The organism is Enterococcus sp. UD-01 (assembly GCF_044909655.1).
In the GTDB taxonomy this organism is placed as follows: Bacteria; Bacillota; Bacilli; order Lactobacillales; family Enterococcaceae; genus Enterococcus_L.
Genome location: NZ_JBIYEU010000022.1, coordinates 26,409 through 49,256, shown reverse-complemented (window position 1 = coordinate 49,256; position 22,848 = coordinate 26,409). Strand labels below are relative to the sequence as shown.

Genomic DNA, 22,848 nt, shown 5'->3' with positions numbered 1-22,848 from the left:
GCCAGGTAATAGCTTGTAGGTCGATCACTTTATACACTTTATTTTCATTCTGTTTGGTGAGGGCTATGGCCCTCATGGGTGTTTGTCCCGACCTCTCGTATGTATACTTTTTTTACAATTAATTTGTCCGGCCATTTTGATTGGTTACTTTGTTCTCCAATCACTTCAGCAAAAATTTTCGTGCGATCTTCTTTCTTTTGCAGATCATATTTAACTTTGCCGGTTTCATTTAGTTCCGTCATGATCTCGGTGTAATCATCGATACCAACCTTTTTTGTGATAAAGCCGAGCGAGACTAATTGATCATCCAGGTTTTTGGTCGTAATGAGCGAGCCAAACGCAATAGTTTCGCGTACCATTTGTTTTAAACCGGAAAGTTTTTGGTCTTTTTTTGTTTTTTTAACCTTTTTATTAACCAACATTTCATATTGCTTTGCACTCACTATGACACCAGCAACAGTATTTCGATTGTAAATGTAGATGCCTTGATTCTTTTCCTGCGCTTTTTCGAAAATTGTCATCGGCGACTGTTTCATTTCTGTTACGGAATAAGACAACCCTTGTTTTGTTTTATTTTTCATTTTACTTCCCTCCTTTCCAAGTAGATTATAGCATAGATTGCGAGCCGATTATCTGTGGTTTTTTACTAAAAAAGAGAAAAAAACGATAGAATAAACGCTGGGTGGTAACAATTTCACCCATAAAACGTTTAACTATCGTTTACTGCTTATTTCATTCCTTTAAAACCAATATCCTTACGATAAAAACAGCCTGATGTATCCAGATTGTCCAACGTACGATAAACCTTGGCTTGCGCCTCCTGTAAGGTCTCGCCGCTTGCTTCCACTAAATAAATACGTCCGCCAGCTGAAACAAGTTGCTCTTTCTGTTCTTCTACACCAGCAAAGTAAATAGTAGCATCTTTTACTGCGGAAAAATCAGGGAGCGGAATCTGCTTTTCATAGGCTTCGGGGTAACCGTTAGCCGCAATGACTGTGCCTAAATGAAATCCTGACTTTTTCCAGCGAATCTCCGGCTGACGATTCGTTACTAAAGCATCGATCACTTCAGCAAAATCACTTTCCAAACGCTGCAGCACTACTTGCGTTTCCGGATCGCCAAAGCGGGCATTAAACTCAATTACTTTCGGACCGCTTTCGGTGGCAATCAACCCAGCATATAAAATTCCTGAAAAAGCTCGCTCCTGTTCCACCAGACCTTTAGCAATCGGCTTTAAAATCGTTTCCACTGCTTCTGCTACTAGCTCATCCGCGATTTGCGGTACTGGCGCGTAAGCACCCATGCCGCCAGTATTGGGGCCACGATCCTGTTCAAAGGCACGTTTGTGATCTTGGGCCGTGACCATTGGATACACTTCCTGATTACGAACAAAGGCCATCAGAGAAAATTCTTCTCCTACAAGGAATTCTTCGACCACGACTTTGCCGCTGCTGGCGCCAAATTTATGGTTGTTCAGCATCTCGTCCAATGCAGAAATTGCTTCTGCTTCGTTTTCAGCCACCACCACACCTTTGCCGGCTGCAAGTCCGTCTGCCTTAATAACAATAGGTGCGCCGAGCTTTTTTACGTATACTTGTGCCTGCTCAAAATCAGTAAAGGTTTGGTAGGCAGCGGTCGGCACGTCATAAAGATCCATCATTTTTTTAGCAAAATCCTTTGAGCCTTCGATTAAAGCTGCGGCTTTTTTAGGTCCGAAAATAAGCAGACCGGCAGCCGCGAAGTCATCTACAATCCCGTTTAACAATGGCACTTCTGGTCCAACAAAGCTCCAATCAATGGTCTGCTCTTTAGCAAAAGCAATTAACGCGTGATGCTCTGTTTCGGCAATCGGCACTAATTGAATGCCATCTCTTTTCATTCCAGCATTGCCGGGCGCGCAAAATACAGTCGACACACGCGGACTTTCAAGTAGTTTTTTACAAATTGCATGTTCACGTCCACCACTGCCAATGACTAAAATTTTTAATCCCATGACTCTCTCCTTTTAATGTCTAAAGTGTCTAACATCGGTAAACAGCATCGTAATGCCATATTTATCGGCCATTTCAATTGACTCCTGATCCTTAATACTGCCGCCGGGCTGAATAATCGCCTTAATACCATGCTTACCGGCATACTCTACACTATCGCTCATCGGGAAAAAAGCATCACTAGCTAAAACAGCTCCCTTTAGCTTGTCCTTGGCTTGCTGCACAGCAATTTCTACTGAACCGACACGATTCATTTGACCCGCACCAATTCCTACCGTTTGATGTTCATTGGCAAGAACAATCGCATTACTTTTCACATGCTTCACGGCTTTCCAGGCAAATGTTAGCGCATTAAGCTCTTCTTTCGTCGGTTGACGTTTCGTTACCACTTGCCAATTTTGGTTCTCCTCTAAAAGAATATCTTGATTTTGAATCAATAGTCCTCCTAAAACAGATACTTTTTCATCAGCGGTTGCTTGATCCTTTTTAGAAAAGTCTAATGTCATTAAACGCAGATTCTTTTTCGTTGCTAAGCGATCAAAGGCTGCGGGTGTAAACCCGGGTGCGATAATCATTTCTAAAAACAACTGATGCATTTTTTCCGCTAATGGCAAGTCCACTTCACGGTTTAAGACAATGATTCCCCCAAAAATCGATACCGGATCTGCTTCATACGCCGCCTGATAAGCTGTTTCAATGGCATCAGCCGTACCAATGCCGCAAGGATTCATATGCTTAACAGCTACCACAGTCGGTTGGTCAAACTCTCTAGAAATACGAATGGCAGCATCCGCATCCTTAATATTATTATAGGACAGCTCTTTGCCATGAAGCTGAACAGCATTGGCAATAGAAAAAGCTACTGGTAAAGCCTCTTGATAAAAGGCTGCTTTTTGGTGACTATTTTCTCCGTATCTTAAGGGCTGCTTCAATTCATAAGCCAGCGTCAATAATTCAGGCTCCTTTTCTTCAGCCTGCTCTGTTAAATAATTAGCAATCAATGCATCATAAGCCGCAGTATGTCGGAAAACTTTAGCTGCTAATTTTTTTCTGGTCGTTAAGCTGGTTGCTCCTTGTTCGGCAAGCTCTGCTAAAACCTTACTATAATCACTCGGGTCAACGACCACAGTAACCGACTGAAAGTTTTTCGCTGCACTGCGCAGCATGCTAGGACCGCCTATATCAATATTTTCAATCGCTTCTTCTTCTGTAACAGCAGGTTTTAAAATCGTTTCTTTGAATGGATAAAGATTCACACAGACATAGTCGATCGGAAGGATATCATGCTCAGTCATCGCTTTTAAATGACTGTCTAAATCGCGGCGCCCTAATAAACCGCCATGAATTTTAGGATGTAGTGTTTTCACTCGACCATCCATCATTTCAGGAAAATCTGTGACCTCTTCAATGGAAATCGTAGGGATGCCCGCTTGATCCAAAGCTTTTTTCGTACCGCCTGTAGAAATAATTTCAATACCGGCTTTTATTAATCCGGCAGCAAAATCAACGATTCCTGCTTTATCGGAAACGCTAATTAAGGCTCTTTTTTTCGTCATCAATTGCTCGCTCCTTCTGCGTTGTAATCAGCTTTTGTAATACAGTTGGATATAGTCTATGTTCTATAGTATGGATTTTTTCTGTCAAGGTTGCAAGAGTATCTTCCGTAGTAATGTTGATTTTTTCCTGAGCAATAATCGGGCCCGTATCCACTCCCGCATCAACATAATGAATCGTCACACCGGTTTCTGCCACTCCCGCTTCAAAAGCGTCCTGAATTCCATGAATACCCGGAAATGCAGGCAACAAGGAAGGATGAATATTGATCATTCGATTGGCAAAACGGGCTAATAAGGTTGCTCCGATAATCCGCATATACCCAGCTAAAACAACCAATTCTATTTCATTTTCTTCCAATAGTCGGAGAATCTCCTGCTCATACTGTACCTTTGAAGGAAAATCTTTGGGCGAAAAAGTCACCGCTGGAATTTGTAAGGCGGCAGCCCGTTGCAGGACATACGCCGTTTTTTTATCACAAAACAGCAACCCGATTTCTGCCTCAAGCTGCCCCTTTTGAATCGCTTCAGCAATCGCTTGAAAGTTACTGCCTGAGCCCGAAGCAAATACTGCTAATTTCATGGCTACACCTCTTTTAGATAAAGTGATTGTCCCGTATTAGCGGTGACTTTACCGATAATATAGCTAGCTTCGTCCATTTCACTTAAAATTGTGCGTACACTATCAGCTTTTTCCGGCGCCACTGCTAGCACCATACCAATGCCCATATTGAAAATTTCATACATTTCCATAGAAGGAATGCCGCCGTATTTTTCAAGTGCAGTAAAAATCGGCAGTACTGGCCAGCTTCCTAACGTGATGTCAGCAGCTAAGTTTTCAGGTAGCATACGCGGAATATTTTCAACGAAGCCGCCTCCTGTAATATGCGCAATTCCCTTAACCAGCTGCTGCTTTATCAACGGCAATACCTGTTTTACATAAATTTTCGTTGGTGTTAAAAGCTCTTCACCTAAGCGCTTTTCATTTAATTCAGGTAAGCACACGCTACCTGATAATTGGTGTGTTTCATAGAAAATTTTGCGTACCAGTGAATAGCCATTCGAGTGAATACCACTTGACGGCAATCCAATCAGAAGATCACCTTCCTGAATGTCTGCCCCTGTAATCAGCTGACTTTTTTCAGCCACGCCTACAGCAAAGCCGGCTAAATCGTAATCTTCAGCGCCATACATACCTGGCATCTCGGCAGTTTCGCCGCCAACCAGCGCCATTTCCGCCTGCACACAGCCTTCCGCTACACCAGCAACGACCTGCTCCAGCTGTTCCGGATTATTTTTTCCGGTAGCAATATAATCTAAAAAATACAGTGGTTCTGCGCCTTGTGCAACAATATCATTGACGCACATAGCCACACAATCAATCCCGATTGAGTCATGCTTGTTCTCTTTGATTGCGACCATTAGCTTTGTGCCTACGCCATCTGTTCCTGAAACCAAAACAGGTTCTTTTACGTTTAGTTCACTTAAATCAAAACAACCGCCAAATCCACCGAGTGCTCCCATTACACCCAGACGTTCTGTTCTTTTTACGTGCTTTTTGATACGTGCCACGACTTCATAGCCGGCCGTTACGTCTACGCCCGCTTTTGCATAAGCATTTTCCATCGAATTTCCTCCTGCTTTTAGTTAAGCTGTCTTCTTTTAGGCAAAGCTAATTTTTTCCCGTAATGATGCTTGATATTGTTCTGCATAGTCATAAAGCGGCGTTGGATAATCGCCGTTGAAATACGCCATACATAGCCCTGAATAAGGTGCATCAAAGTTTAAACCAATCGCATCAATCAGCCCCTGCTCACTTAAAAAGCTTAGCGAATCGGCAGTAATCAGCTGTTCAATTTCAGCGACGGAATGATTTGCTGCAATCAGTTCTTTTCTTGTTTGAATATCGATGCCGTAAAAGCAAGGAAACCTTAATGGCGGTGAAGCAATGCGGACATGGACTTCTTTTGCTCCGGCTTCTTTTAACAGCTGAACAATGCGCCGACTGGTCGTCCCTCGTACAATGGAATCATCCACCATGATAATTCGTTTGCCTTCGACGACACCTCTAACGGCCGAAAGCTTCATGCGAACACCTTGTTCTCTTAATTCCTGCGTTGGCTGAATAAAGGTTCGCGCAATATATTGACTTTTCACTAAGCCCATTTCATAAGGAATCCCGCTGGCTTCTGCATAACCACTGGCAGCAGATAAAGAGGAATTCGGCACCCCGACAACCATATCTGCTGCCACAGGCGCTTCTTGAGCTAAACGCTTGCCCATATTCTTACGGGCGGTATGCACATTGACACCGGCAATATTAGAATCCGGCCGCGCAAAGTAAATGTATTCCATCGCACAAATCGCGTATTGCGTATCTTCTGTATATTTTTCAATATGGTAGCCGTTATCATCAATAATAATGACTTCACCGGGTTCAACATCGCGAACAAAGGTAGCACCCACTACTTCCAAAGCACAGGTTTCGCTGGCGATGACATACGCACCTGTTTTCATTTGACCAATAGCAAGCGGTCGAAAGGCATTGGGATCCAAAGCGGCGATCATGCTGGTTTCCGTCAGCAACAAATAGGCAAAGCCACCTTTAACTGCCCGCAGACTTTCTTTCAGCTGTTCAATAAAGGTCGGCTGTTTACTGCGTCGAATCAGATGCATTAAAATTTCTGTGTCAGAATTTGAATGAAAAATAGCTCCGCCTTGTTCTAATTCTTTGCGCAGACTTTTGGCATTGGTCAGATTACCATTATGGGCTAACGCATAGGAATTATTGGAGAAATTAAAGAGAAACGGTTGTATGTTATCTACGCTGCCGTTACCGCAGGTTGCGTACCGAACGTGACCAATTGCTGCGCTACCCTGTAGTGAAAGAAGTAAACGATCATCTTTGAACACTTCAGAAAGCAAGCCCAAGCCACGATAGCCGTTTAACTTGCCACCATCATTGGCAACAATCCCGGCACCTTCCTGACCACGATGCTGCAGGCTATGCAGCCCGAAATAAGTGATTTGCGCTGCGTCCGAATGACCCCAAATACCGAAAATGCCGCATTCTTCATTTAAGCTTTTTACTTCATAAGGCATGGAATCGCATCCTCCCATAATTTTCGAGCCGTTTGCGTCGCTACATCAATTTGCTGATCTGCCGCTTGGATGAGCAGACGGCGATTGTCTGTTACTTTACCGACGAATTGCGCCGTATCCTGCATGATCGCTTCGAATTCCTGTTGCTTTTCTGGCGAAACTGAAAGAACAAAACGTGATTGCGTTTCAGCAAACAGCCAGCTAACCGGCATTGTTACCGCAACATCGATACCAAGTTCTTGGTTGAAAGCTGCTTCTGCCAACGCAATGCCCAAGCCCCCTTCGGAACAGTCATGCGCACTTTGCACTAAACCAGCTTGAATGGCCTGTAGCACTAAATCCTGATGTTTTTTTTCAGTCGCCAAGTCAAACGCCATCAGCTTGCCTTCGATTTTACCTAAATGCATTTTTTGCAGCTCACTGCCATTAAAATCGGGATTTGTTTTTCCAACTACATAAATAAAATCACCGGCTGCTTTGAAATCCTGTGTCGTAATATCATTCAAGGATTGAATCAGACCCACCATCCCGATCATTGGCGTAGGATAAATTGCTTGTCCGTTCGTTTCATTGTATAAAGAGACATTGCCCGAAATGACTGGCGTTGCCAACACTTCGCAGGCTTTCGCAATTCCGTCAGCTGAGGTTGAAAGCTCCCAAAAGCCTTCTGGTTTGTCCGGCGAGCCGTAGTTTAAGCAGTCGGTAATCGCTAATGGCTGGCCACCGGAAGCCACGATATTACGCGCCGCTTCTGCTACTGCAATTTGTCCACCAATTTCCGGGTTTAAATAAAGGTAACGAGCGTTACAATCCGTCGTCATGGCTAATGCTTTATTAGTTCCTCGGACACGCAAAACAGCCGCATCACTGCCGGGCTGAACAACAGTATTTGTCCGTACTTGCGAGTCATAGGTTTGATAAATCATCTGCTTTGAAGCGATTGTCGGCTGCTGTAAAAGCTGCAGTAAGGTTTCTGTTCCATCCTTGATCTCTGGAACAAAGTCTGCTTTTTCAGCAAAGGCTTGGATTCTAGCCGGTTCTTTCATTTCTTTATGGTAAACCGGCGCTTCCTCTGCCAGTGCATCAACCGGAATATTCGCAACCTCTACACCTTTGTGGTATAAGCGATATTGACCATCGTCGGTTACTTTGCCGATCGTTACAGCATCCAGCTCATATTTTTTGAATAATTCTGTCACTTGCGCTTCTCGTCCTTGCTTAACACAAATCAGCATTCGTTCCTGCGATTCAGACAGCATCATTTCATAAGGCGTCATACCTGTTTCTCGCTGCGGGACATCATCCAAATCTAAGACTAAACCAGAACCAGCTTTCGAAGCCATTTCGGCACTGGAAGAAACCAACCCTGCTGCCCCCATATCTTGAATTCCGACTAAAAGATCCGCATGCTCCAAAATTAATTCCAGACAAGCCTCCAACAATAATTTTTCCATGAAGGGATCGCCGACCTGCACAGCTGAGCGTTGTTGTTCTTCTCCTTCGACAAACTCTTCTGAAGCAAAAGTAGCACCATGTATGCCGTCGCGTCCTGTTTTCGCGCCGACGTACATAATCGTATTGCCTACTCCTTTGGCTTGACCTTTTTGAATGTCTTTGTGGTCAATTAAGCCAACACACATCGCATTGACTAAGGGATTTCCTTCGTAGCAGGCATCAAAAGCGACCTCGCCGCCAACTGTGGGAATCCCGATACAATTGCCGTAACCACTGATTCCTGCAACAACCTCTTCCAGTAAATACTTCGTCCGTTCATTATCTAATTCCCCAAAACGCAGGGAATCCAACAAAGCAATGGGTCTAGCTCCCATGCTGAAAATATCTCTTATAATACCGCCGACGCCTGTAGCAGCACCTTCATAAGGCTCCACCGCAGAAGGGTGATTATGACTTTCGGCTTTAAAAACCACGGCTTGACCATCACCAATATCAACAATCCCAGCTCCTTCTCCGGGACCTTGCAGCACGTTGGGTCCACTCGTTGGAAATTTCTTCAAAACCGGCTTTGAATTTTTGTAAGAGCAATGTTCGCTCCACATTACCGAAAATAGACCAGTTTCAGTGTAATTAGGCATACGTTTTAAAATGTCTTTTTCAATTAGCTGATATTCAGCGTCCGTCAAGCCCCATTCAGCATAAATACGCTGCTCTTTAATTTCCTGAGCTGTCGGTTCTGTTATTTTCATCATACTTGTACACCAGCCTTTCGATAATTTTCAACAATAGATTTAAAAAAGCGCAAGCCGTCTGCTGACCCTAACAGCTCCTCAACCGCGCGTTCCGGATGCGGCATCATGCCCAAAACATTTCCTTTTTCATTGATAATGCCGGCAATATTTTCCACGCTGCCGTTGGGATTTTCTTGTGCATAGGTGAAAACAATTTGGTTGTTCTCTTGCAAGCTTTTAAGTGTGGCTTCATCACAGTAATATCTTCCTTCGCCGTGTGCGACAGGAATCCGAATCTGTTCGTCCTTTTCGTAGGCTGTAGTAAACATGGTTTGATTATTGACGACGTTAAGCGTGGTGGTTTTACAGACAAAGTGCAGCGAATCATTTCGCAGCAAAGCACCTGGTAAAAGTCCGGCTTCGGTCAAAATTTGAAAGCCATTGCAGGTACCAAAAACCGGCTTGCCTTCTTCCGCGAACCGAATAACCTCTTGAATAATTTCAGAGAAACGGGCAATAGCGCCACAGCGTAAATAATCGCCATACGAAAAACCACCCGGAATTAAGACACCATCAAAGCCGTCCAAGCTTCTAGCCGTGTGCGGCACGTATTCAGCTTCAGCACCCAGAATTTCTTTTACCGCCCATAGCATGTCAAGATCACAATTGGAGCCGGGAAAAACGATGACTGCAAATTTCATATTAGGCTTCCTCCGTAATCTCGTAGCGGTACGTTTCCATATTGACATTTGCCAATAATTTATCACAGATTTCTTCAACGACTGTTTCAATCGGCTGCGTGGGCTGCGCCACTTTAATTTCAAAATATTTGCCGATGCGAATTTCACTGATTTCCGCATATCCTAAACGATGAACCGCTCCTTTTACCGCTTCTCCCTGTGGATCTAAAACTGAGTCCTTATACGTGACATAAACTTTTACCAGATACATGTGTTTTTCTCCTTTTTAATTAATTTTTTTTAGTTAAGCGTTCAAGCACTTCTTGATACACAGGTACCAATTCACCTAAATTTCTTCGATACACATCTTTATCTAAATGCTCATTGGTTTGTTCATCCCATAAACGACAAGTATCCGGCGTAATCTCATCCGCCAATAAAATCGTACCGTCGGCTCGCTTGCCCAATTCAATTTTAAAATCGATTAACCGAATACCAATTTCCTTAAACAGCTCAATCAACGCTTGATTAATCGCATTTGCCTGCTTTTTAATTTCCGCTACTTCCTTTTCGTCAGCCAGCTTTAAAATTTTTATATGGTCTTCATTGATGAAGGGATCATCCAAGTGATCGTCTTTAAAATAAAATTCAAGAACTGGGAATGCCAGCGGCACCCCCTCGTCAAACCCTAAGCGCTTGGCGAAGCTTCCCGCAGAATAATTGCGGACGACAACTTCCAACGGAAAAATTTTCAACCTTTCTACTAATTGTTCGTTTTTAGACATTTTTTTGATAAAGTGGCTATTAATACCTTTTTCATTTAAACGTTCGAAAATTAGGGCTGTTATTTGATTGTTCAACGCTGCCTTACCAGCTATTTCGTCTTTACGAGCGCCATTCAACGCTGTTGCCTGATCAAGGTATTCTACTAATAATGTAGCTGGATCTTCTGTTTTAAATAGCTTTTTAGCTTTTCCTTGATATAATAATTCCTGCTTCACAACCACTCAATCCACATCCTATTCCATATATTCACGAATACTAACCATTATATTATTCGCTTTTTATTTGTTTACATTTTAACAAGCCATTAATCACAGGTCAACATTTCATTAACAATTTAATCAAATATTCTCATTATCGTTCGTATTTTCTTTTTAACTTTTTAATTGATTATTTCTTATAAAAAACTTAAATACTTGTAAGCATTTACAAATAACTAGAAAAATGATATGCTGAATAACGTAGAAGATCAGAAGATTTCATTTTTTCTTTATAAGGTAAAGTGATACTTTTTTGGGAGGGAACACAAAGATGATCGGCGATTATGATAGTTTAGCAGAAGATTTTCTAGCAGGATTGACACCTGAAGAAAAAACCAGATTATACAATGATCTGCTCGCTTTGGAAGATGTCCACAAATTGAATCAGTACAGCACTTATTATACCTTTAAAAATTTAAAGAGAGTGGCACGGCGCCATTCCGAAAGAAGAAAGCGAACAATCCGTTACATGAACAATCATAATAATGAATTGATTATCCATCAAATACACGAACAACATTTCTTTAAAAATAATTATTGTCTCCAAGTTTATTTTAATACAACAGAATGCAGTTATGTTTTAGTCGAAGCATTACTGTCCATGTTAAAAGCACCGACAGCTAAGCCATTACATACGTTACGTGGAATCACTATTTAAGTTAAAAAACAAAAAAAATCTTATTCCGATGCTCATCGAAATAAGATTTTTTTGTTTTTTAAGCTCCTTAGAAAAACTATTCTCCCAAGCCGACACGCTCAAAAATTTGATCGACATTTTTCAAATGATAGTGATAATCGAATGCGTCGTCCAATTCTGCTTCTGATAAAACAGAAGTAATTTTTTCGTCCGCTTCCAATAAAGGTCTGAAGGCGGTCTGATGATCCCAAGCATAGGCTGTCTTTGGTTGTACCAAATCATAAGCCTCTTCTCTCGTCATGCCATGATCGATTAATTTCAGCAAGACCCGTTGACTATAGATTAAGCCATACGTAGCATCCATATTACGTTTCATATTTTCAGGAAAGACCGTCAGATTTTTGACGATTGTAGCAAAGCGGTTCAGCATATAGTTTAACAAAATAGTTGTATCAGGGATAATAATTCGTTCAGCCGATGAATGTGAAATATCACGTTCATGCCACAAAGTAACATTTTCATACGCGGTGATCATATGTCCACGAATTACGCGAGCTAAACCAGTCATATTTTCAGAGCCAATCGGATTACGCTTGTGCGGCATAGCTGACGAACCTTTTTGGCCTTTTGCGAAGAATTCTTCTACTTCTCTAGTTTCAGATTTTTGCAGCCCACGGATTTCCGTAGCAAATTTTTCAATGCTTGTCGCAATCAACGCCATCGCCGACAGATATTCCGCATGTAAATCCCGCGGCAATACTTGCGTCGAGATCTCTTGCGCCCGAATACCTAAATGCTCACATACATAAGCCTCTACAAATGGCGGAATATTTGCGAAGGTTCCGACAGCCCCACTGATTTTACCAGCTTCCACTCCTTTAGCTGCATGCTCAAAGCGTTCAAGATTACGTTTCATTTCAGAATACCATAATGCTAATTTCAAGCCAAAAGTGGTCGGTTCTGCATGAACGCCATGGGTTCTTCCCATCATGACCGTATATTTATGTTCCTTGGCTTTTTCACCGATAATCTCTGTAAATGCACGTAAATCTCGACGTAAAATATCGTTCGCTTGTTTCAATAAATAGCCGTACGCAGTATCTACAACATCCGTACTCGTCAAGCCGTAATGAACCCACTTCCGTTCTTCGCCCAACGTTTCAGAAACTGCCCGGGTAAAAGCGACCACATCATGTCTCGTTTCAGCCTCAATCGCTAAAATTCGATCAACATCAAAAGAAGCCTGCGCCCGAATTTTTTTGACATCCTCTGCTGGTATTTCGCCTAATTCAGCCCAGGCTTCATCAGCTAAAATTTCTACTTCCAGCCAAGCTTGGTAGCGGTTCTCATCTGTCCAAATTGCGCCCATTTCAGGGCGTGTATAACGATCAATCATCTGTTTTGCTCCTTTAATCCCAAATATTCGTTTGATAAATTTCTTCAAGTGTTTCAAACACATCTTCGCTCAAGATCGTAATATGACCCATTTTACGCTCAGGTTTTGCTTCTGCTTTTCCATAATAATGAAAATGCCAGTCCGCCTTTTCAGGAATCAGCTCCAACGTTTCCTTCAATTCATTCCCTAAAATATTGACCATTACAGCACTTGATAACAGGTTCACTTCCGGCAAAGGCCAGCCGCAAATGCCACGAATGTGTGCATCAAACTGGCTCATAGAACAGGCCTCAATCGTATAATGACCAGAATTATGCGGTCTAGGGGCAAGTTCATTCACATAGATTCCGCCATTACTTGTCAGAAACATTTCGACTGCCAAGGTCCCCGCCAAAGCAACTTTTTCTGCAATGACACGGGCTATCCGTTGTGCTTCCTCCATCACTTCCGTCTCAATTCTAGCCGGTGCAATGGTTTCATGTAAAATATTATTGCGATGAAGATTTTCAACCACTGGAAAAACAGTATATGCTCCACAGCCGTTTCCACTGACCAGTACAGAAATTTCTTTTTCGTAAGGGATCCACGCTTCCAAAACACAAGTACCTTTGCGCAGCAAATCCATTGCAGGGACTAAGTCAGAAGAGCTGTACAAAACGAATTGACCCTTGCCGTCGTAACCGCCCCGAGTTGTTTTTAAGACACAAGGATAGCCGATACCATCAATTGCATCCTGAATATCAGTCGGGCTAACAATCGTTGCATAAGGTGCAATCACAATATTATTTTCTTCTAAAAAAGATTTTTCCAGTAAACGATCCTGTGTTATCGCTAAGAGATCCGTTCCCTGAGGAATATTGACCAGCTCTTCCACTTGCAGCAATGCGCCTACATCGACATTTTCAAATTCATAAGTTAACACTTGCGCTCGCTGCGCTAATTCTTTCAATGCGTCTAAATCGTCATAATCAGCCATTAAGTGCCAATCTGCCACTTGAGCTGCCGGACAATCCGCCGTTGGGTCTAAAACTCCTACACGAAACCCCATCTCCCGAGCACTAAGAGCCATCATTCTACCCAATTGACCTCCGCCAATTATACCGATCGTTTGCCCCGGCAATAAAGGATTATTCAAGTTCATCACTACTTTCCATCACAGTTTCTTCAAGAAATTTACGACGATTGTCTAATTTTCCTGCTAACTCTACATCATACATTGAAAGCATCTGAACTGCAAGCAGTCCTGCGTTAATTGCCCCAGCTTTTCCAATCGCTGTGGTCGCTACCGGAACACCGCCCGGCATTTGTACGATCGACAAAAGTGAATCCAGCCCATTTAACGCTTTTGACTGTACAGGTACTCCAATGACCGGCAGCGTCGTTTTAGCGGCAACCATCCCTGGTAAATGTGCCGCACCGCCGGCTCCGGCGATAATGACCTTAATCCCACGCTCTCTCGCTTGAGCTGCAAAATCAAACATATAATCAGGCGTACGGTGAGCAGAAACAACTTTTTTTTCATAGTTAATAGCAAATTCGTCTAGGATATCACACGCATGCTTCATTGTTGGCCAATCGGAAGTACTTCCCATAATAACTGAAACCAAGACAGACATAAACTTCCCCTTTCATACCTCATTTTCTTCATTTTAGCAACGGACCAGGCGACTGTCAAAGAAAAATCGAATATTATTATTTTTTTTAATGTTAATGTTCGTTATTTAACAAAAAAGAAGAAAAGTGACTAAGTGACGACCTTTCAATCATCGCTTAGCCACAGACAAGAACCTGCTGCTATTGTTCCTTTTTGATACCGTTAAAAAGTAAGTTTAAAATAATCGCTGTTAAACTGCTCATAACAATTCCATTGCCCGTAAACATACTAACCGTAGCAGGCATTTGCTGGAATAACGTTGGCAGCATATTAAAGCCCAAGCCAAAGCCAATGGAAATAGCAATTACCAAAAGATTTTTGTCGTTTGTATAGTCTACTTTTGAAAGCATCCGCATCCCTTGAACCGCAACCATCCCAAACATTACTAACATTCCTCCACCTAAAACAGCTTCCGGAATAATTTGTGCAACTGCACCAACCTTTGGCAATAAGCCTAAAATAATTAAGAAAATGGCGGAATAATAAATCGGGCGCCGTGTCTTAATTCCTGACAGTTGAACCAAACCTACATTTTGAGAAAAACCAGTGTAAGGGAAAGTATTAAACAAACCGCCCAAAATGACAGCCAGACCTTCCGCCCGATAACCCTTTTTCAATTCTTCCTCACCGACATGTTTTCCTGTAATATCACCCAACGCAAAATATACCCCGGTAGATTCCACCATACTAACAATTGAAATAATGATCATCAATAAAATCGAAGAAACATCAAAGGTCGGCGTACCAAAGTAAAAAGGCTGAGGAAAATGAAACCAAGTTGCTTCCCCCACTGGAGCCAAATCTACATGACCTAAAATAGCTGCTAAAACAGTCCCGCCAACTAGACCGATCAATACTGCAATCGATTTGATAAACCCGCGTCCCCATGTTTGTACAACAATAATCAAAAGAATCGTGACAAACGCTAAAAGTAAATTTTCCGGATCTCCAAAACTTGGCGCAGCAGCTGAACCACCACCCATTTTTTCAACAGCCACAGGAATCAGCGTCAAGCCAATTACAGTAATCACTGTTCCTGTAACTAACGGTGGAAAAAGCTTCTTAATTTTCGAGAAAATTCCTGAAACCAATACGACAAAAATGCCGGAAGCAATGATTGAGCCGTAAATCGCTCCCACTCCTTTATCACTGCCGATCATAATCAACGGCGCCACCGCTTGAATGGCACAGCCTAAAACAACCGGCAAGCCAATCCCAAAAAAGCGATTAACCGTCAACTGTAATAACGTGGCAATACCGCACATAAAAATATCAATTGAAATTAAATAAGTCATTTGTTCCGAATTAAAATTTAACCCGGTTCCTATTAACAGCGGAACTGCCACAGCCCCTGCATACATGGCTAATAAATGCTGCAGCCCTAAAATCGCTGACTTGCCATTTCCTTGTTCCGAATGAACATTCTGATCCTTTTGACTTTTGCCGCTTCCCAAAATTATGCATCCCCCTCAAAAAATTCAACTTCACCATTTTTTAAAGAAGCAATACGGGCCAATGAGACCACACGCAGGTTCATTTTTTCTAATAATTCTCGACCGTCTTGGAAAGATTTTTCAATCACGATTCCAATACCATCAACCTCTGCTCCAGCTTGTTGGCATAATTCCACCAAGCCCTTGGCTGCTTGTCCATTCGCTAAAAAGTCATCAATGATCAACACTTTGTCTTCACTCGTTAAAAATTTTCTTGAAATGGAAATTTGGCTGGTTACTTGTTTTGTAAATGAATAAACGGAAGCTGTTAATAGCTCTTCGTCCATTGTTAAACTTTTCGCTTTGCGGGCAAAAATCATTGGTACACCCAATTTTTTAGCTGCAAAAAGAGCAGGCGCAATTCCTGAAGCTTCGATCGTTACTACTTTTGTAATTCCAGCATTGGCAAAAATTTCTGCAAAACGATTTCCGATTGCTTCCATTAAGTTAGGATCGACCTGATGAGTCACAAAGCTGTCTACTTTTAACACGCCTTCACCCAAAACACGTCCGTCTGCTTTAATTCGTTTAACTAATTCTTCCATTCTTCTACTCCTTCGCCATTTTTCTTTCATTCATTTGAAAACAAAAAGCCCTTTTTTGCAAAAGCAAAAAAGGGTCCGAGACTCTTTTTCACTTATAGACCAACATTTACGGTGTTGGGTAGAAACGGTCATCCTTATTATGACCATATATAAGCTTCTTGTATTTATATACCATAGTATAAAATAATGAAAATTTCAATGAAAATAGTGATTCTCATTGAAATTTTCAAACTCTCTAATCAATTCTATAGATTATTTTTTTATAAAGGCCGCTTTACCTCCACCTGGCAGCGGTGTATTTTTAGGAACTACTTTGATTTGAATTGCCTCCAAACGTTTTGCTAAGCCTTGGGTACCTGCGGAGTTCCCATTTTTGGTCCACGCCTGCCAGCCATAGGTTTGAGAATGAACCCGATACTGAACATCGTATTTTTTAGCAGCATTTCCCGTTAATTTGATTTGAATCGCTTCTAATCGTTTCGATTTTCCGGTCGTACCGCTTAATTGATTATTTGATTTCCAGCCTTGCCAACCATAATCTTGAATGTGGGTCTTATATTGAATGCCACCTTCAGCGGCAGCATCTAGTTTTATGTTGATGCCTTCAAGGCGCTTCGATTTGCCTACCGTTCCGCTGGATTGACCGGCTTTAACATAACTAGTCCAACCAATATTTTGGATGTGGGTACGATAATTGATTAAGTTCGTGCTGACAGGTGCTGGCGTAGATGTACTACTTTTAATCACCCGCACTGCAAAATCTGGCTTAAAATAAGAAGTTGAATTAATTTTAACCACTTCATTTGTATTAGGGGCATGAATGTATTGATTATTCCCAAGGGCAATCGCCACGTGGTAAGTATTGCCTTTAGTTCCCCAAAAATATAAATCACTTGGTTCAGCTTTTGAAACAGCAATTTGTTCGCCAGCCTTTTCTTGCGGCACAGTATAGTCGCCAATGTTTTTACCGGTTACCTGCAAATAAACATAACGCGTCAAGCCGGAACAGTCAAATGCATTCGGACCTTTACCGCCCCAAAGATAAGGTTTGCCTAAGTGTTTTTTTGCCTCAGTAACAATTTGTGTTTTTTGTGAGGCTGAATAAGCTTCAAAACTTCTAGCGGTACTTTCCTCCGGAATATTCTCCAAAGAAAAATCAGGCATTTCTTCAATTTGTTGAATTTGCTGCGTATTATAACCAGCCTCTAGCGCAGCGCGTTGCTCCTCTTCATTCATTTCCCCTGTTGCATGGACATTTTGTGCAAATCCAAGAACTCCTAGAAGTAAAACTCCCCCCAAGACAAAACATTGTTTTTTCATTTAACTAACTCCTTATTTTTTTCGTCATCACTTATTATTTTTTTCAATAATATCAAAAAAAATTGACGGTTATCTTTTTATTATACTAAACATCTTACTTATAAAGAAACTGTTAATCGTTCTTTTTTTCTAAATTTCGATATTTGTCCATTTTATGACTAAATAATTCACCGTTGCTCGGCGGCGTATAAGTAATGGCATTGGCACCGGCAGCAATTGTTTCCTGAATCGACTCGTCAGTTGGTCCGCCGGTTGCAATGATCGGCAATTTAGGATAACGTTCTCGAAAATGGCGGACCGTTTTAGCTGTATCTTTGCCAGCACTAATGTTAATCACGGTTACACCAGCCTTTAGTTTTTCATCAATAGGCGTATGAATTGAAGTAACGGTACTGACAACCGGAATATCGACTACCTCACAAACCATTTCAACGGTTTCAACGGGCGTAGGACCATTTAAGACAACACCAATCGAGCCTTGAGCTTCGGCAAATAAACTCATATATGCACAGCGCTGACCTTGGGTTAAACCACCACCGACTCCAGAAAATACAGGAATATCCGCTGCCTCGATAATGCTTTTTGTAATAGCCGGATGCGGAGTGAACGGATAAACAGCGATGACGGCATTGGCGTCTGTGTTGCGAATAATAGCGATATCTGTTGTAAAAATAATTGATTTAATCCGTTTACCAAAAATGCGAATACCGCTGGCTTGAGAAATAATTTTCGGCACACGAACAATGTCCTGCTTCAATGGCGTCACAATTTCCGGAACCCATTTTTCTTCCATGCTGTACACTTCCCTTCAAAACTAATAATCATATTTATCAAGATGATAACTTTCAATAACGTGGATCACTTTTTCTGCATATGTAGGATCTGTTGCATAGCCGGCATCTTGTAAGGCCTGAGCTGCTTCTTTATAATTTTTAGCTAAAAGAACACGTTCATACAAACGCGGGTTCCAAGTAACGCCGTTCACAAAAAGACGGGTATGGTCATTCATGGATTCTTCCCAAGTATCATAGACACGAAAATCACCTTGAATAACAATCCATTCTTCATTGATATATTCCTTCGTTTCAAGATTCACTTTTTTCTGGTCTCCATAAGCTTTAATGCCAAAGAGATTATTGTATTTGGACGCTAATGTACTTTGTCCCCAGTTGGATTCCAAAATAGCCTGACCAATAATGATGCTCGGTAAAACACCATAAGAAGACTGCAGCTCCTGAGCGTGCGGACTAATGCGATCGATAAACTCTTCCTTGGAAACCTGTGCATTGTCTTTTTTTTGTTCTTCCGTATTTGGTGAATCTGACAACAAATTAATTGTCAAAACGAAGGCTAAGCCCGCAATTAATAATCCCGCAAACAAGACAGGTAAATTATTCTTTTTCTTTCTTCTTTTCTGATACCTTTGACTATTCATACATTCCCTACTTTATTTAGTATTCGTCTCTAAACTGGTTTCAGCAAGCGACAAGAGCTGTTTGATCATAGCATTTTTTTCTCAAACCATCAATCAACAGCTGACGTAATCGTAGTTTGTGATGTTTGTGTTGGTTTATTCGTTGTTGTAGACGTAGATTGAGTATTCGTTGTTACTGTTTCTGTCGTTTCGGTTGATGGTTTTGTCTTATTATTTGCCAGCGGGTTACCAAAAATGACGAAGATAACCGCACCAAAAACAATAATTACAGACAAAATTCCTAAAATTTGTTTCACAAAAAAACTCCTTACTTACTTATTCACCAACGTAAGTCCCCATTAGATTTTCATTTACCCAATCAAGTAATTCAACCTTTGATCCTTCTAATTGGCCTTGTAGCGTGGCTGGCAATCGGAATGTAACAATATCATCAAAGCCCCATTCGCCATATGCTGCTGTGACTTTCAAATCAATAAAAGTTTGTTTAACTTCCTTGTTTTTTTCCGGAATCAACTCTGCAATGCCCACACCCGTCTGTAACCATTTTTTAGCGATAACGGTTTTTAAACGTTTATATTCTGACACAGCAATATTTCTTTTTTCCGGGAATAAAATGGTTTGGCGTAAAATCTTTTGTGTCAACATCCATTCATAATCTGTAAACAGATTTTTAATTTTTTGCATTTCTTCACCGGTTAAATTAATTCTGCCACTTTTCCAGTTTTCCCAGTTTTCTTTTGTTAACTGCAAATACTCGGAATAAAAGCGTTCTTCGGTTTCGAATTGTTCTATAATTGCATCAATAATAATATCAATATACATTTGGTGCATGATTTCGCCCCCTTTTATCTATTTTACTGAAAATAGTAAAAAATTGCATCTGTTTAAGTTGCAAATTTTTATATTTTTAACAAACTATGATTGATTTCTTATGTTGATTACTCTTTTTATAGCGGGATAGTTTAATTCAGTCAACTTTTGGCAATCTCGTGTATAATAAAAATGGATAGTTTCATATTCAATCATCTAAGGAGGAATTACTTCATGACACATTACAACTGGGGAATTATCGGACTCGGTGAGATTGCCGCTGACTTTGCGGAAAGCTTTGATCAACCCAACAGTCGTATTGCCGCCGTCGCTTCGAGAAGCTTAACCAAAGCGGAGGCCTTTGCCGAAAAATATTCAATCGAAAAAGCTTACGGCTCTTTTGACGAGTTGCTTGCCGATGAAACAATTGCTATTATTTATATTGCCGTTCCTAACAAGCAGCATATTGCTCATATATTAAAAGCCCTATCAGCCGGCAAACATGTACTATGTGAAAAAGCAATCACAATGAATAGTGCCGAACTGCAAGAAGCCATCAAACTGGCTGAACAAAAGCAATTGATCTTAGCCGAAGCGATGACTATTTTTAATATGCCTTTGTATCATGAATTAGCTAGTCAAATTAATTCAGACCGCTTTGGCTCTTTAAAAATGATCCAAGCACCATTCGGCAGCTATAAAGAGCCAGATCCAACCAATCGTTTCTTCAATCCAGATTTAGCCGGCGGGGCTCTTTTAGATATAGGTACGTATGCCGTTTCCTTTGCCCGCTGGTTTTTAACCGCTCAGCCAACTGTTGTAGCTTCAACAATGAAGCCTTTTTCCACCGGCGTTGATGAGCAATCCATCACTATTCTGCAAAATGCTAAGCAGGAAATGGCAGCCGTTTCCCTAAGCTTTCAGGCCAAAATGCCCAAACAAGGCGTTGTCGCTTTTGAAAATGCCTATATTGTGATTAATGATTACCCTAGAGCGGCTGAAGCTAAAATTTTCTTTAATGATGGCACAGTTGAAACAGTCATTTCCGGAGATACTGCTCAAGCGCTCAATTATGAAGTAAGCAATATGCTGGCTGTTATTGAAGGAGATGCACCCAATCGCTCGCTCTTTTTAACGAAGGATGTTATCGATATTTTGGATCAAATGCAACAAGCCTGGAATAACAATAAATAGCTAAAAACAGTCAGCGTTGTAAGCAAGTCTTTGATGAATAAAGAACACTTGCAGGCTGACTGTTTTAAGGTTATCTGACTTTTTGGTGCTTTGTAAATTCTGCTTTAATTTCAATGAAAGATTGGAAAATCTGCAGCAACTGAAAGAGCTGAGCGCGATTTTCAAATTCTTCACGGGTTTTCGGCAAAGCCTTTTGGCGATATTCTTCGTAAACTTCTGCAACTTTATCTAGAATTGCTTGTCCGTCATTATTTTCGGCAAAGGTTTCGGCAGTAAATTCTAATAAACGCTGGATATTTTCAACCTGCTCTGCTTCGACAGTGATTTTTTCTAAAATTTTCAGCATATCCTTTAGACTGTTGCTCTGCATTTTACGCATAATAAAATATTCTAAATAGTAATTATCAGATGACAGCAGTTGATTTTCTGCATGATTTTTTGCCCAGTTTTCCCCTTCTTGAATATAACCTTTTAAATCATCACATGACTCGAATAAATTTCTTTCTTTGCCGTGTTGGTTTAGATAAGCGGCCATATTAGTTAATATTTTCCGGAACATCGTTTCAATGACCACCTGATCCTCTTTTAGGCTTTTTTCAACATCCGGCATATATAAATTCAAGAGTAGCGCAAAGCCGACCCCAATCGTCATAAGTAAAAACTCATTCGCGATGATTGACCAGGACAAATCCTTTTCGATCAAATATTGAGTCACCAAAACTGAGCTGACCACAATCCCATCCGACAAACGAAAATAAACAGCGCTGGGAATAAATAATAGTAAATAAAGGCCAAAAGCAAGCGAAGTAAAACCCAGCAATGAAAAACATCCATAGGCAATCAAAGTAGCCAGCGCTAAGGAAAACAAGCGATAAATTCCTGTCATAAGAGATGTTTTCTTCGTATTCGTCACACTCAAAACCGAAATAATCCCCGCAGAAGCTGGAAATAATAAACCTAAGCTTCCAGCAAAGGCCATTGACAGCGTTGCGCTGACCGCTGTTTTTATTGTTCTTAAACCAATTTTCATTTGACACCTTCTTCCAAATTCTTCTTTGATAAATAAATTTTAACACTAGTAATTTTACCTCTATTTCGGTTATCATTAAATAGAAAACTATTATTTATCACCAACAGGAGAGATCACTTATGGAATTCGGACGTTTCCGTTTAGGCATGCGTACGTTAAAAACCGCACTAGCTGTAATGATATGTATACTTTTATTTCGACTAATGGATCGCAGCGCTTCAAGTATTGCTGCCTTAGCAGCCGTTTTTTCTTTACGACAGGATTTAACTACTAGTCTTTCCTTTGGAAAGTCAAGAATTCTAGGGAACTCTTTAGGTGGCTTTCTAGCGATCATTTATTTTCTAGTAAAAGATTTCTTTTCTAATGATTTTTTAGTGGAATTACTATTTCTGCCTTTTCTAATTATTGTATTGATCGTGGTTTCTGATGGTATTAACAATAATTCCGGCATTATTTCGGCCATTGCTACACTATTGTTAATCGCGTTGAGCATTCCGCAGGGCGAATCCTTATTATATGCATTGTCACGAGTGGCAGATACTTTTATCGGAACGTTTGTCGGTATCGGTTTAAACTTTTTTTTCCAACCAAAACCAGTTGAAGAAAAGCATGAAATCGATGAGGACTTAGCGGAGCTAGAGAAAAAAGAACAGGAGCTTGAGGCATTGAAAGCCCGCGTTCAAGCCAAAATCAAAGAAAATGATTCAGAAAAATAAGCTGACTCGTTTTATTATACACTATTCGGCTTTCTATTATGAAGTTGTGTACCTAGACAATAG

The 22,848-nt window shown here is 41.0% G+C and carries 24 protein-coding genes, 1 pseudogene and 1 riboswitch; of the genes and pseudogenes, 3 read left to right on the top strand and 22 right to left on the bottom strand.

The features are described 5' to 3' along the window. Positions 1 to 44: 44 nt before the first annotated feature. The 10 genes from ABH902_RS14540 to purC form a co-directional block, all read right to left on the bottom strand. Complete coding sequence (locus ABH902_RS14540; RefSeq protein ID WP_404591925.1) at positions 45 to 581, bottom strand: type II toxin-antitoxin system Phd/YefM family antitoxin; 537 nt, start codon at positions 579 to 581, stop codon at positions 45 to 47. 146 nt (positions 582 to 727) lie between these two features. Continuing rightward, a complete protein-coding gene (gene purD, locus ABH902_RS14535; RefSeq protein ID WP_404591923.1) occupies positions 728 to 1,993 on the bottom strand; it encodes a phosphoribosylamine--glycine ligase in 1,266 nt (421 codons plus the stop codon). Positions 1,994 to 2,005: 12 nt separating this feature from the next. Then, positions 2,006 to 3,547: a bifunctional phosphoribosylaminoimidazolecarboxamide formyltransferase/IMP cyclohydrolase gene (gene purH, locus ABH902_RS14530; RefSeq protein WP_404591921.1), complete on the bottom strand. Its 1,542-nt coding sequence runs from the start codon at positions 3,545 to 3,547 to the stop codon at positions 2,006 to 2,008. After that, positions 3,522 to 4,127: a phosphoribosylglycinamide formyltransferase gene (gene purN, locus ABH902_RS14525; RefSeq protein WP_404591919.1), complete on the bottom strand. Its 606-nt coding sequence runs from the start codon at positions 4,125 to 4,127 to the stop codon at positions 3,522 to 3,524. Before purN ends, purH begins: the two co-directional genes overlap by 26 nt. A gap of 2 nt (positions 4,128 to 4,129) precedes the next feature. Further along, positions 4,130 to 5,170 carry a phosphoribosylformylglycinamidine cyclo-ligase gene (purM, locus tag ABH902_RS14520; RefSeq protein ID WP_404591917.1) on the bottom strand — a complete coding sequence of 347 codons (1,041 nt, stop codon included), beginning with the start codon at positions 5,168 to 5,170 and terminating at the stop codon, positions 4,130 to 4,132. Between the two features lie 36 nt (positions 5,171 to 5,206). Then, a complete protein-coding gene (gene purF, locus ABH902_RS14515; protein WP_404591915.1) occupies positions 5,207 to 6,646 on the bottom strand; it encodes an amidophosphoribosyltransferase in 1,440 nt (479 codons plus the stop codon). Next, positions 6,631 to 8,853 (bottom strand): phosphoribosylformylglycinamidine synthase subunit PurL, encoded by a 2,223-nt coding sequence (gene purL / locus ABH902_RS14510; RefSeq protein ID WP_404591913.1) that lies wholly within the window; start codon positions 8,851 to 8,853, stop codon positions 6,631 to 6,633. Before purL ends, purF begins: the two co-directional genes overlap by 16 nt. Next, entirely contained in the window at positions 8,850 to 9,533 is a 684-nt protein-coding gene (purQ, locus tag ABH902_RS14505) for a phosphoribosylformylglycinamidine synthase subunit PurQ (protein WP_404591912.1), read from the bottom strand. Before purQ ends, purL begins: the two co-directional genes overlap by 4 nt. Before the next feature lies 1 nt (position 9,534). Next, a complete protein-coding gene (purS, locus tag ABH902_RS14500) occupies positions 9,535 to 9,783 on the bottom strand; it encodes a phosphoribosylformylglycinamidine synthase subunit PurS (RefSeq protein ID WP_404591910.1) in 249 nt (82 codons plus the stop codon). Positions 9,784 to 9,802: 19 nt separating this feature from the next. Continuing rightward, positions 9,803 to 10,519: a phosphoribosylaminoimidazolesuccinocarboxamide synthase gene (gene purC / locus ABH902_RS14495; protein ID WP_404591908.1), complete on the bottom strand. Its 717-nt coding sequence runs from the start codon at positions 10,517 to 10,519 to the stop codon at positions 9,803 to 9,805. Between the two features lie 307 nt (positions 10,520 to 10,826). Between purC and ABH902_RS14490 the strand changes: the two genes are divergently transcribed. Next, the gene (locus ABH902_RS14490; RefSeq protein WP_404591906.1) at positions 10,827 to 11,213 is read left to right on the top strand and encodes a hypothetical protein; all 387 of its coding nucleotides are present in this window, start codon (positions 10,827 to 10,829) and stop codon (positions 11,211 to 11,213) included. Positions 11,214 to 11,289: 76 nt separating this feature from the next. On the opposite strand, the gene purB is transcribed toward ABH902_RS14490, so the two are convergent. From purB to ABH902_RS14435, 11 genes and pseudogenes are all read right to left on the bottom strand, one after another. Then, a complete protein-coding gene (purB, locus tag ABH902_RS14485; RefSeq protein ID WP_404591905.1) occupies positions 11,290 to 12,588 on the bottom strand; it encodes an adenylosuccinate lyase in 1,299 nt (432 codons plus the stop codon). 13 nt (positions 12,589 to 12,601) lie between these two features. After that, positions 12,602 to 13,732, bottom strand: a complete 1,131-nt coding sequence (gene purK, locus ABH902_RS14480) for a 5-(carboxyamino)imidazole ribonucleotide synthase (RefSeq protein WP_404591903.1) — start codon at positions 13,730 to 13,732, stop codon at positions 12,602 to 12,604. After that, positions 13,716 to 14,204 (bottom strand): 5-(carboxyamino)imidazole ribonucleotide mutase, encoded by a 489-nt coding sequence (gene purE, locus ABH902_RS14475; RefSeq protein WP_404591901.1) that lies wholly within the window; start codon positions 14,202 to 14,204, stop codon positions 13,716 to 13,718. Before purE ends, purK begins: the two co-directional genes overlap by 17 nt. A gap of 178 nt (positions 14,205 to 14,382) precedes the next feature. After that, entirely contained in the window at positions 14,383 to 15,696 is a 1,314-nt protein-coding gene (locus ABH902_RS14470; protein ID WP_404591899.1) for a nucleobase:cation symporter-2 family protein, read from the bottom strand. A gap of 2 nt (positions 15,697 to 15,698) precedes the next feature. Continuing rightward, complete coding sequence (locus tag ABH902_RS14465) at positions 15,699 to 16,280, bottom strand: xanthine phosphoribosyltransferase (protein WP_404591897.1); 582 nt, start codon at positions 16,278 to 16,280, stop codon at positions 15,699 to 15,701. A 75-nt stretch (positions 16,281 to 16,355) separates the two neighbouring features. Next, a riboswitch (purine riboswitch) is annotated at positions 16,356 to 16,453 on the bottom strand. A gap of 79 nt (positions 16,454 to 16,532) precedes the next feature. Then, positions 16,533 to 17,027, bottom strand: a complete 495-nt coding sequence (locus ABH902_RS14460) for a hypothetical protein (RefSeq protein WP_404591927.1) — start codon at positions 17,025 to 17,027, stop codon at positions 16,533 to 16,535. Beyond that, positions 17,025 to 17,360: pseudogene (locus tag ABH902_RS14455) on the bottom strand (C40 family peptidase); the annotation flags it as partial. The gene ABH902_RS14460 and the pseudogene ABH902_RS14455, both read right to left, overlap by 3 nt. 352 nt (positions 17,361 to 17,712) lie before the next feature. After that, entirely contained in the window at positions 17,713 to 18,393 is a 681-nt protein-coding gene (locus tag ABH902_RS14450) for a hydrolase (RefSeq protein ID WP_404591896.1), read from the bottom strand. 21 nt (positions 18,394 to 18,414) lie between these two features. Then, positions 18,415 to 19,035, bottom strand: a complete 621-nt coding sequence (locus tag ABH902_RS14445) for a glycoside hydrolase family 73 protein (protein WP_404591894.1) — start codon at positions 19,033 to 19,035, stop codon at positions 18,415 to 18,417. An 89-nt stretch (positions 19,036 to 19,124) separates the two neighbouring features. After that, positions 19,125 to 19,331: a hypothetical protein gene (locus tag ABH902_RS14440; RefSeq protein ID WP_404591892.1), complete on the bottom strand. Its 207-nt coding sequence runs from the start codon at positions 19,329 to 19,331 to the stop codon at positions 19,125 to 19,127. 19 nt (positions 19,332 to 19,350) lie between these two features. Beyond that, complete coding sequence (locus ABH902_RS14435) at positions 19,351 to 19,866, bottom strand: hypothetical protein (protein WP_404591890.1); 516 nt, start codon at positions 19,864 to 19,866, stop codon at positions 19,351 to 19,353. Positions 19,867 to 20,079: 213 nt separating this feature from the next. On the opposite strand from ABH902_RS14435, the gene ABH902_RS14430 reads away from it, so the two are divergent. Further along, entirely contained in the window at positions 20,080 to 21,039 is a 960-nt protein-coding gene (locus tag ABH902_RS14430; protein WP_404591888.1) for a Gfo/Idh/MocA family protein, read from the top strand. A gap of 70 nt (positions 21,040 to 21,109) precedes the next feature. Here ABH902_RS14430 and ABH902_RS14425 read toward each other — a convergent pair whose 3' ends face one another. Continuing rightward, complete coding sequence (locus ABH902_RS14425) at positions 21,110 to 22,069, bottom strand: aromatic acid exporter family protein (RefSeq protein WP_404591886.1); 960 nt, start codon at positions 22,067 to 22,069, stop codon at positions 21,110 to 21,112. 119 nt (positions 22,070 to 22,188) lie between these two features. Here ABH902_RS14425 and ABH902_RS14420 point away from each other — a divergent pair, with 119 nt between their 5' ends. Then, positions 22,189 to 22,785, top strand: a complete 597-nt coding sequence (locus ABH902_RS14420; protein WP_404591884.1) for an aromatic acid exporter family protein — start codon at positions 22,189 to 22,191, stop codon at positions 22,783 to 22,785. The last annotated feature ends 63 nt before the right edge of the window (positions 22,786 to 22,848 follow it).

What these genes read in the sequence shown, in the direction of transcription:
- purE (WP_404591901.1), bottom strand. Translation starts at nt 14,204, where the DNA reads ATGTCTGTCTTGGTTTCAGTTATTATGGGAAGTACTTCCGATTGGCCA.
- purD (WP_404591923.1), bottom strand. Translation starts at nt 1,993, where the DNA reads ATGGGATTAAAAATTTTAGTCATTGGCAGTGGTGGACGTGAACATGCA.
- ABH902_RS14425 (WP_404591886.1), bottom strand. Translation starts at nt 22,069, where the DNA reads ATGAAAATTGGTTTAAGAACAATAAAAACAGCGGTCAGCGCAACGCTG.
- purL (WP_404591913.1), bottom strand. Translation starts at nt 8,853, where the DNA reads ATGATGAAAATAACAGAACCGACAGCTCAGGAAATTAAAGAGCAGCGT.
- purM (WP_404591917.1), bottom strand. Translation starts at nt 5,170, where the DNA reads ATGGAAAATGCTTATGCAAAAGCGGGCGTAGACGTAACGGCCGGCTAT.
- ABH902_RS14420 (WP_404591884.1), top strand. Translation starts at nt 22,189, where the DNA reads ATGGAATTCGGACGTTTCCGTTTAGGCATGCGTACGTTAAAAACCGCA.
- purQ (WP_404591912.1), bottom strand. Translation starts at nt 9,533, where the DNA reads ATGAAATTTGCAGTCATCGTTTTTCCCGGCTCCAATTGTGATCTTGAC.
- purF (WP_404591915.1), bottom strand. Translation starts at nt 6,646, where the DNA reads ATGCCTTATGAAGTAAAAAGCTTAAATGAAGAATGCGGCATTTTCGGT.
- purN (WP_404591919.1), bottom strand. Translation starts at nt 4,127, where the DNA reads ATGAAATTAGCAGTATTTGCTTCGGGCTCAGGCAGTAACTTTCAAGCG.
- purS (WP_404591910.1), bottom strand. Translation starts at nt 9,783, where the DNA reads ATGTATCTGGTAAAAGTTTATGTCACGTATAAGGACTCAGTTTTAGAT.
- ABH902_RS14430 (WP_404591888.1), top strand. Translation starts at nt 20,080, where the DNA reads ATGACACATTACAACTGGGGAATTATCGGACTCGGTGAGATTGCCGCT.
- ABH902_RS14445 (WP_404591894.1), bottom strand. Translation starts at nt 19,035, where the DNA reads ATGAATAGTCAAAGGTATCAGAAAAGAAGAAAGAAAAAGAATAATTTA.
- ABH902_RS14435 (WP_404591890.1), bottom strand. Translation starts at nt 19,866, where the DNA reads ATGCACCAAATGTATATTGATATTATTATTGATGCAATTATAGAACAA.
- ABH902_RS14465 (WP_404591897.1), bottom strand. Translation starts at nt 16,280, where the DNA reads ATGGAAGAATTAGTTAAACGAATTAAAGCAGACGGACGTGTTTTGGGT.
- purB (WP_404591905.1), bottom strand. Translation starts at nt 12,588, where the DNA reads ATGATTGATCGTTATACACGCCCTGAAATGGGCGCAATTTGGACAGAT.
- ABH902_RS14540 (WP_404591925.1), bottom strand. Translation starts at nt 581, where the DNA reads ATGAAAAATAAAACAAAACAAGGGTTGTCTTATTCCGTAACAGAAATG.
- ABH902_RS14450 (WP_404591896.1), bottom strand. Translation starts at nt 18,393, where the DNA reads ATGGAAGAAAAATGGGTTCCGGAAATTGTGACGCCATTGAAGCAGGAC.
- purH (WP_404591921.1), bottom strand. Translation starts at nt 3,547, where the DNA reads ATGACGAAAAAAAGAGCCTTAATTAGCGTTTCCGATAAAGCAGGAATC.
- ABH902_RS14490 (WP_404591906.1), top strand. Translation starts at nt 10,827, where the DNA reads ATGATCGGCGATTATGATAGTTTAGCAGAAGATTTTCTAGCAGGATTG.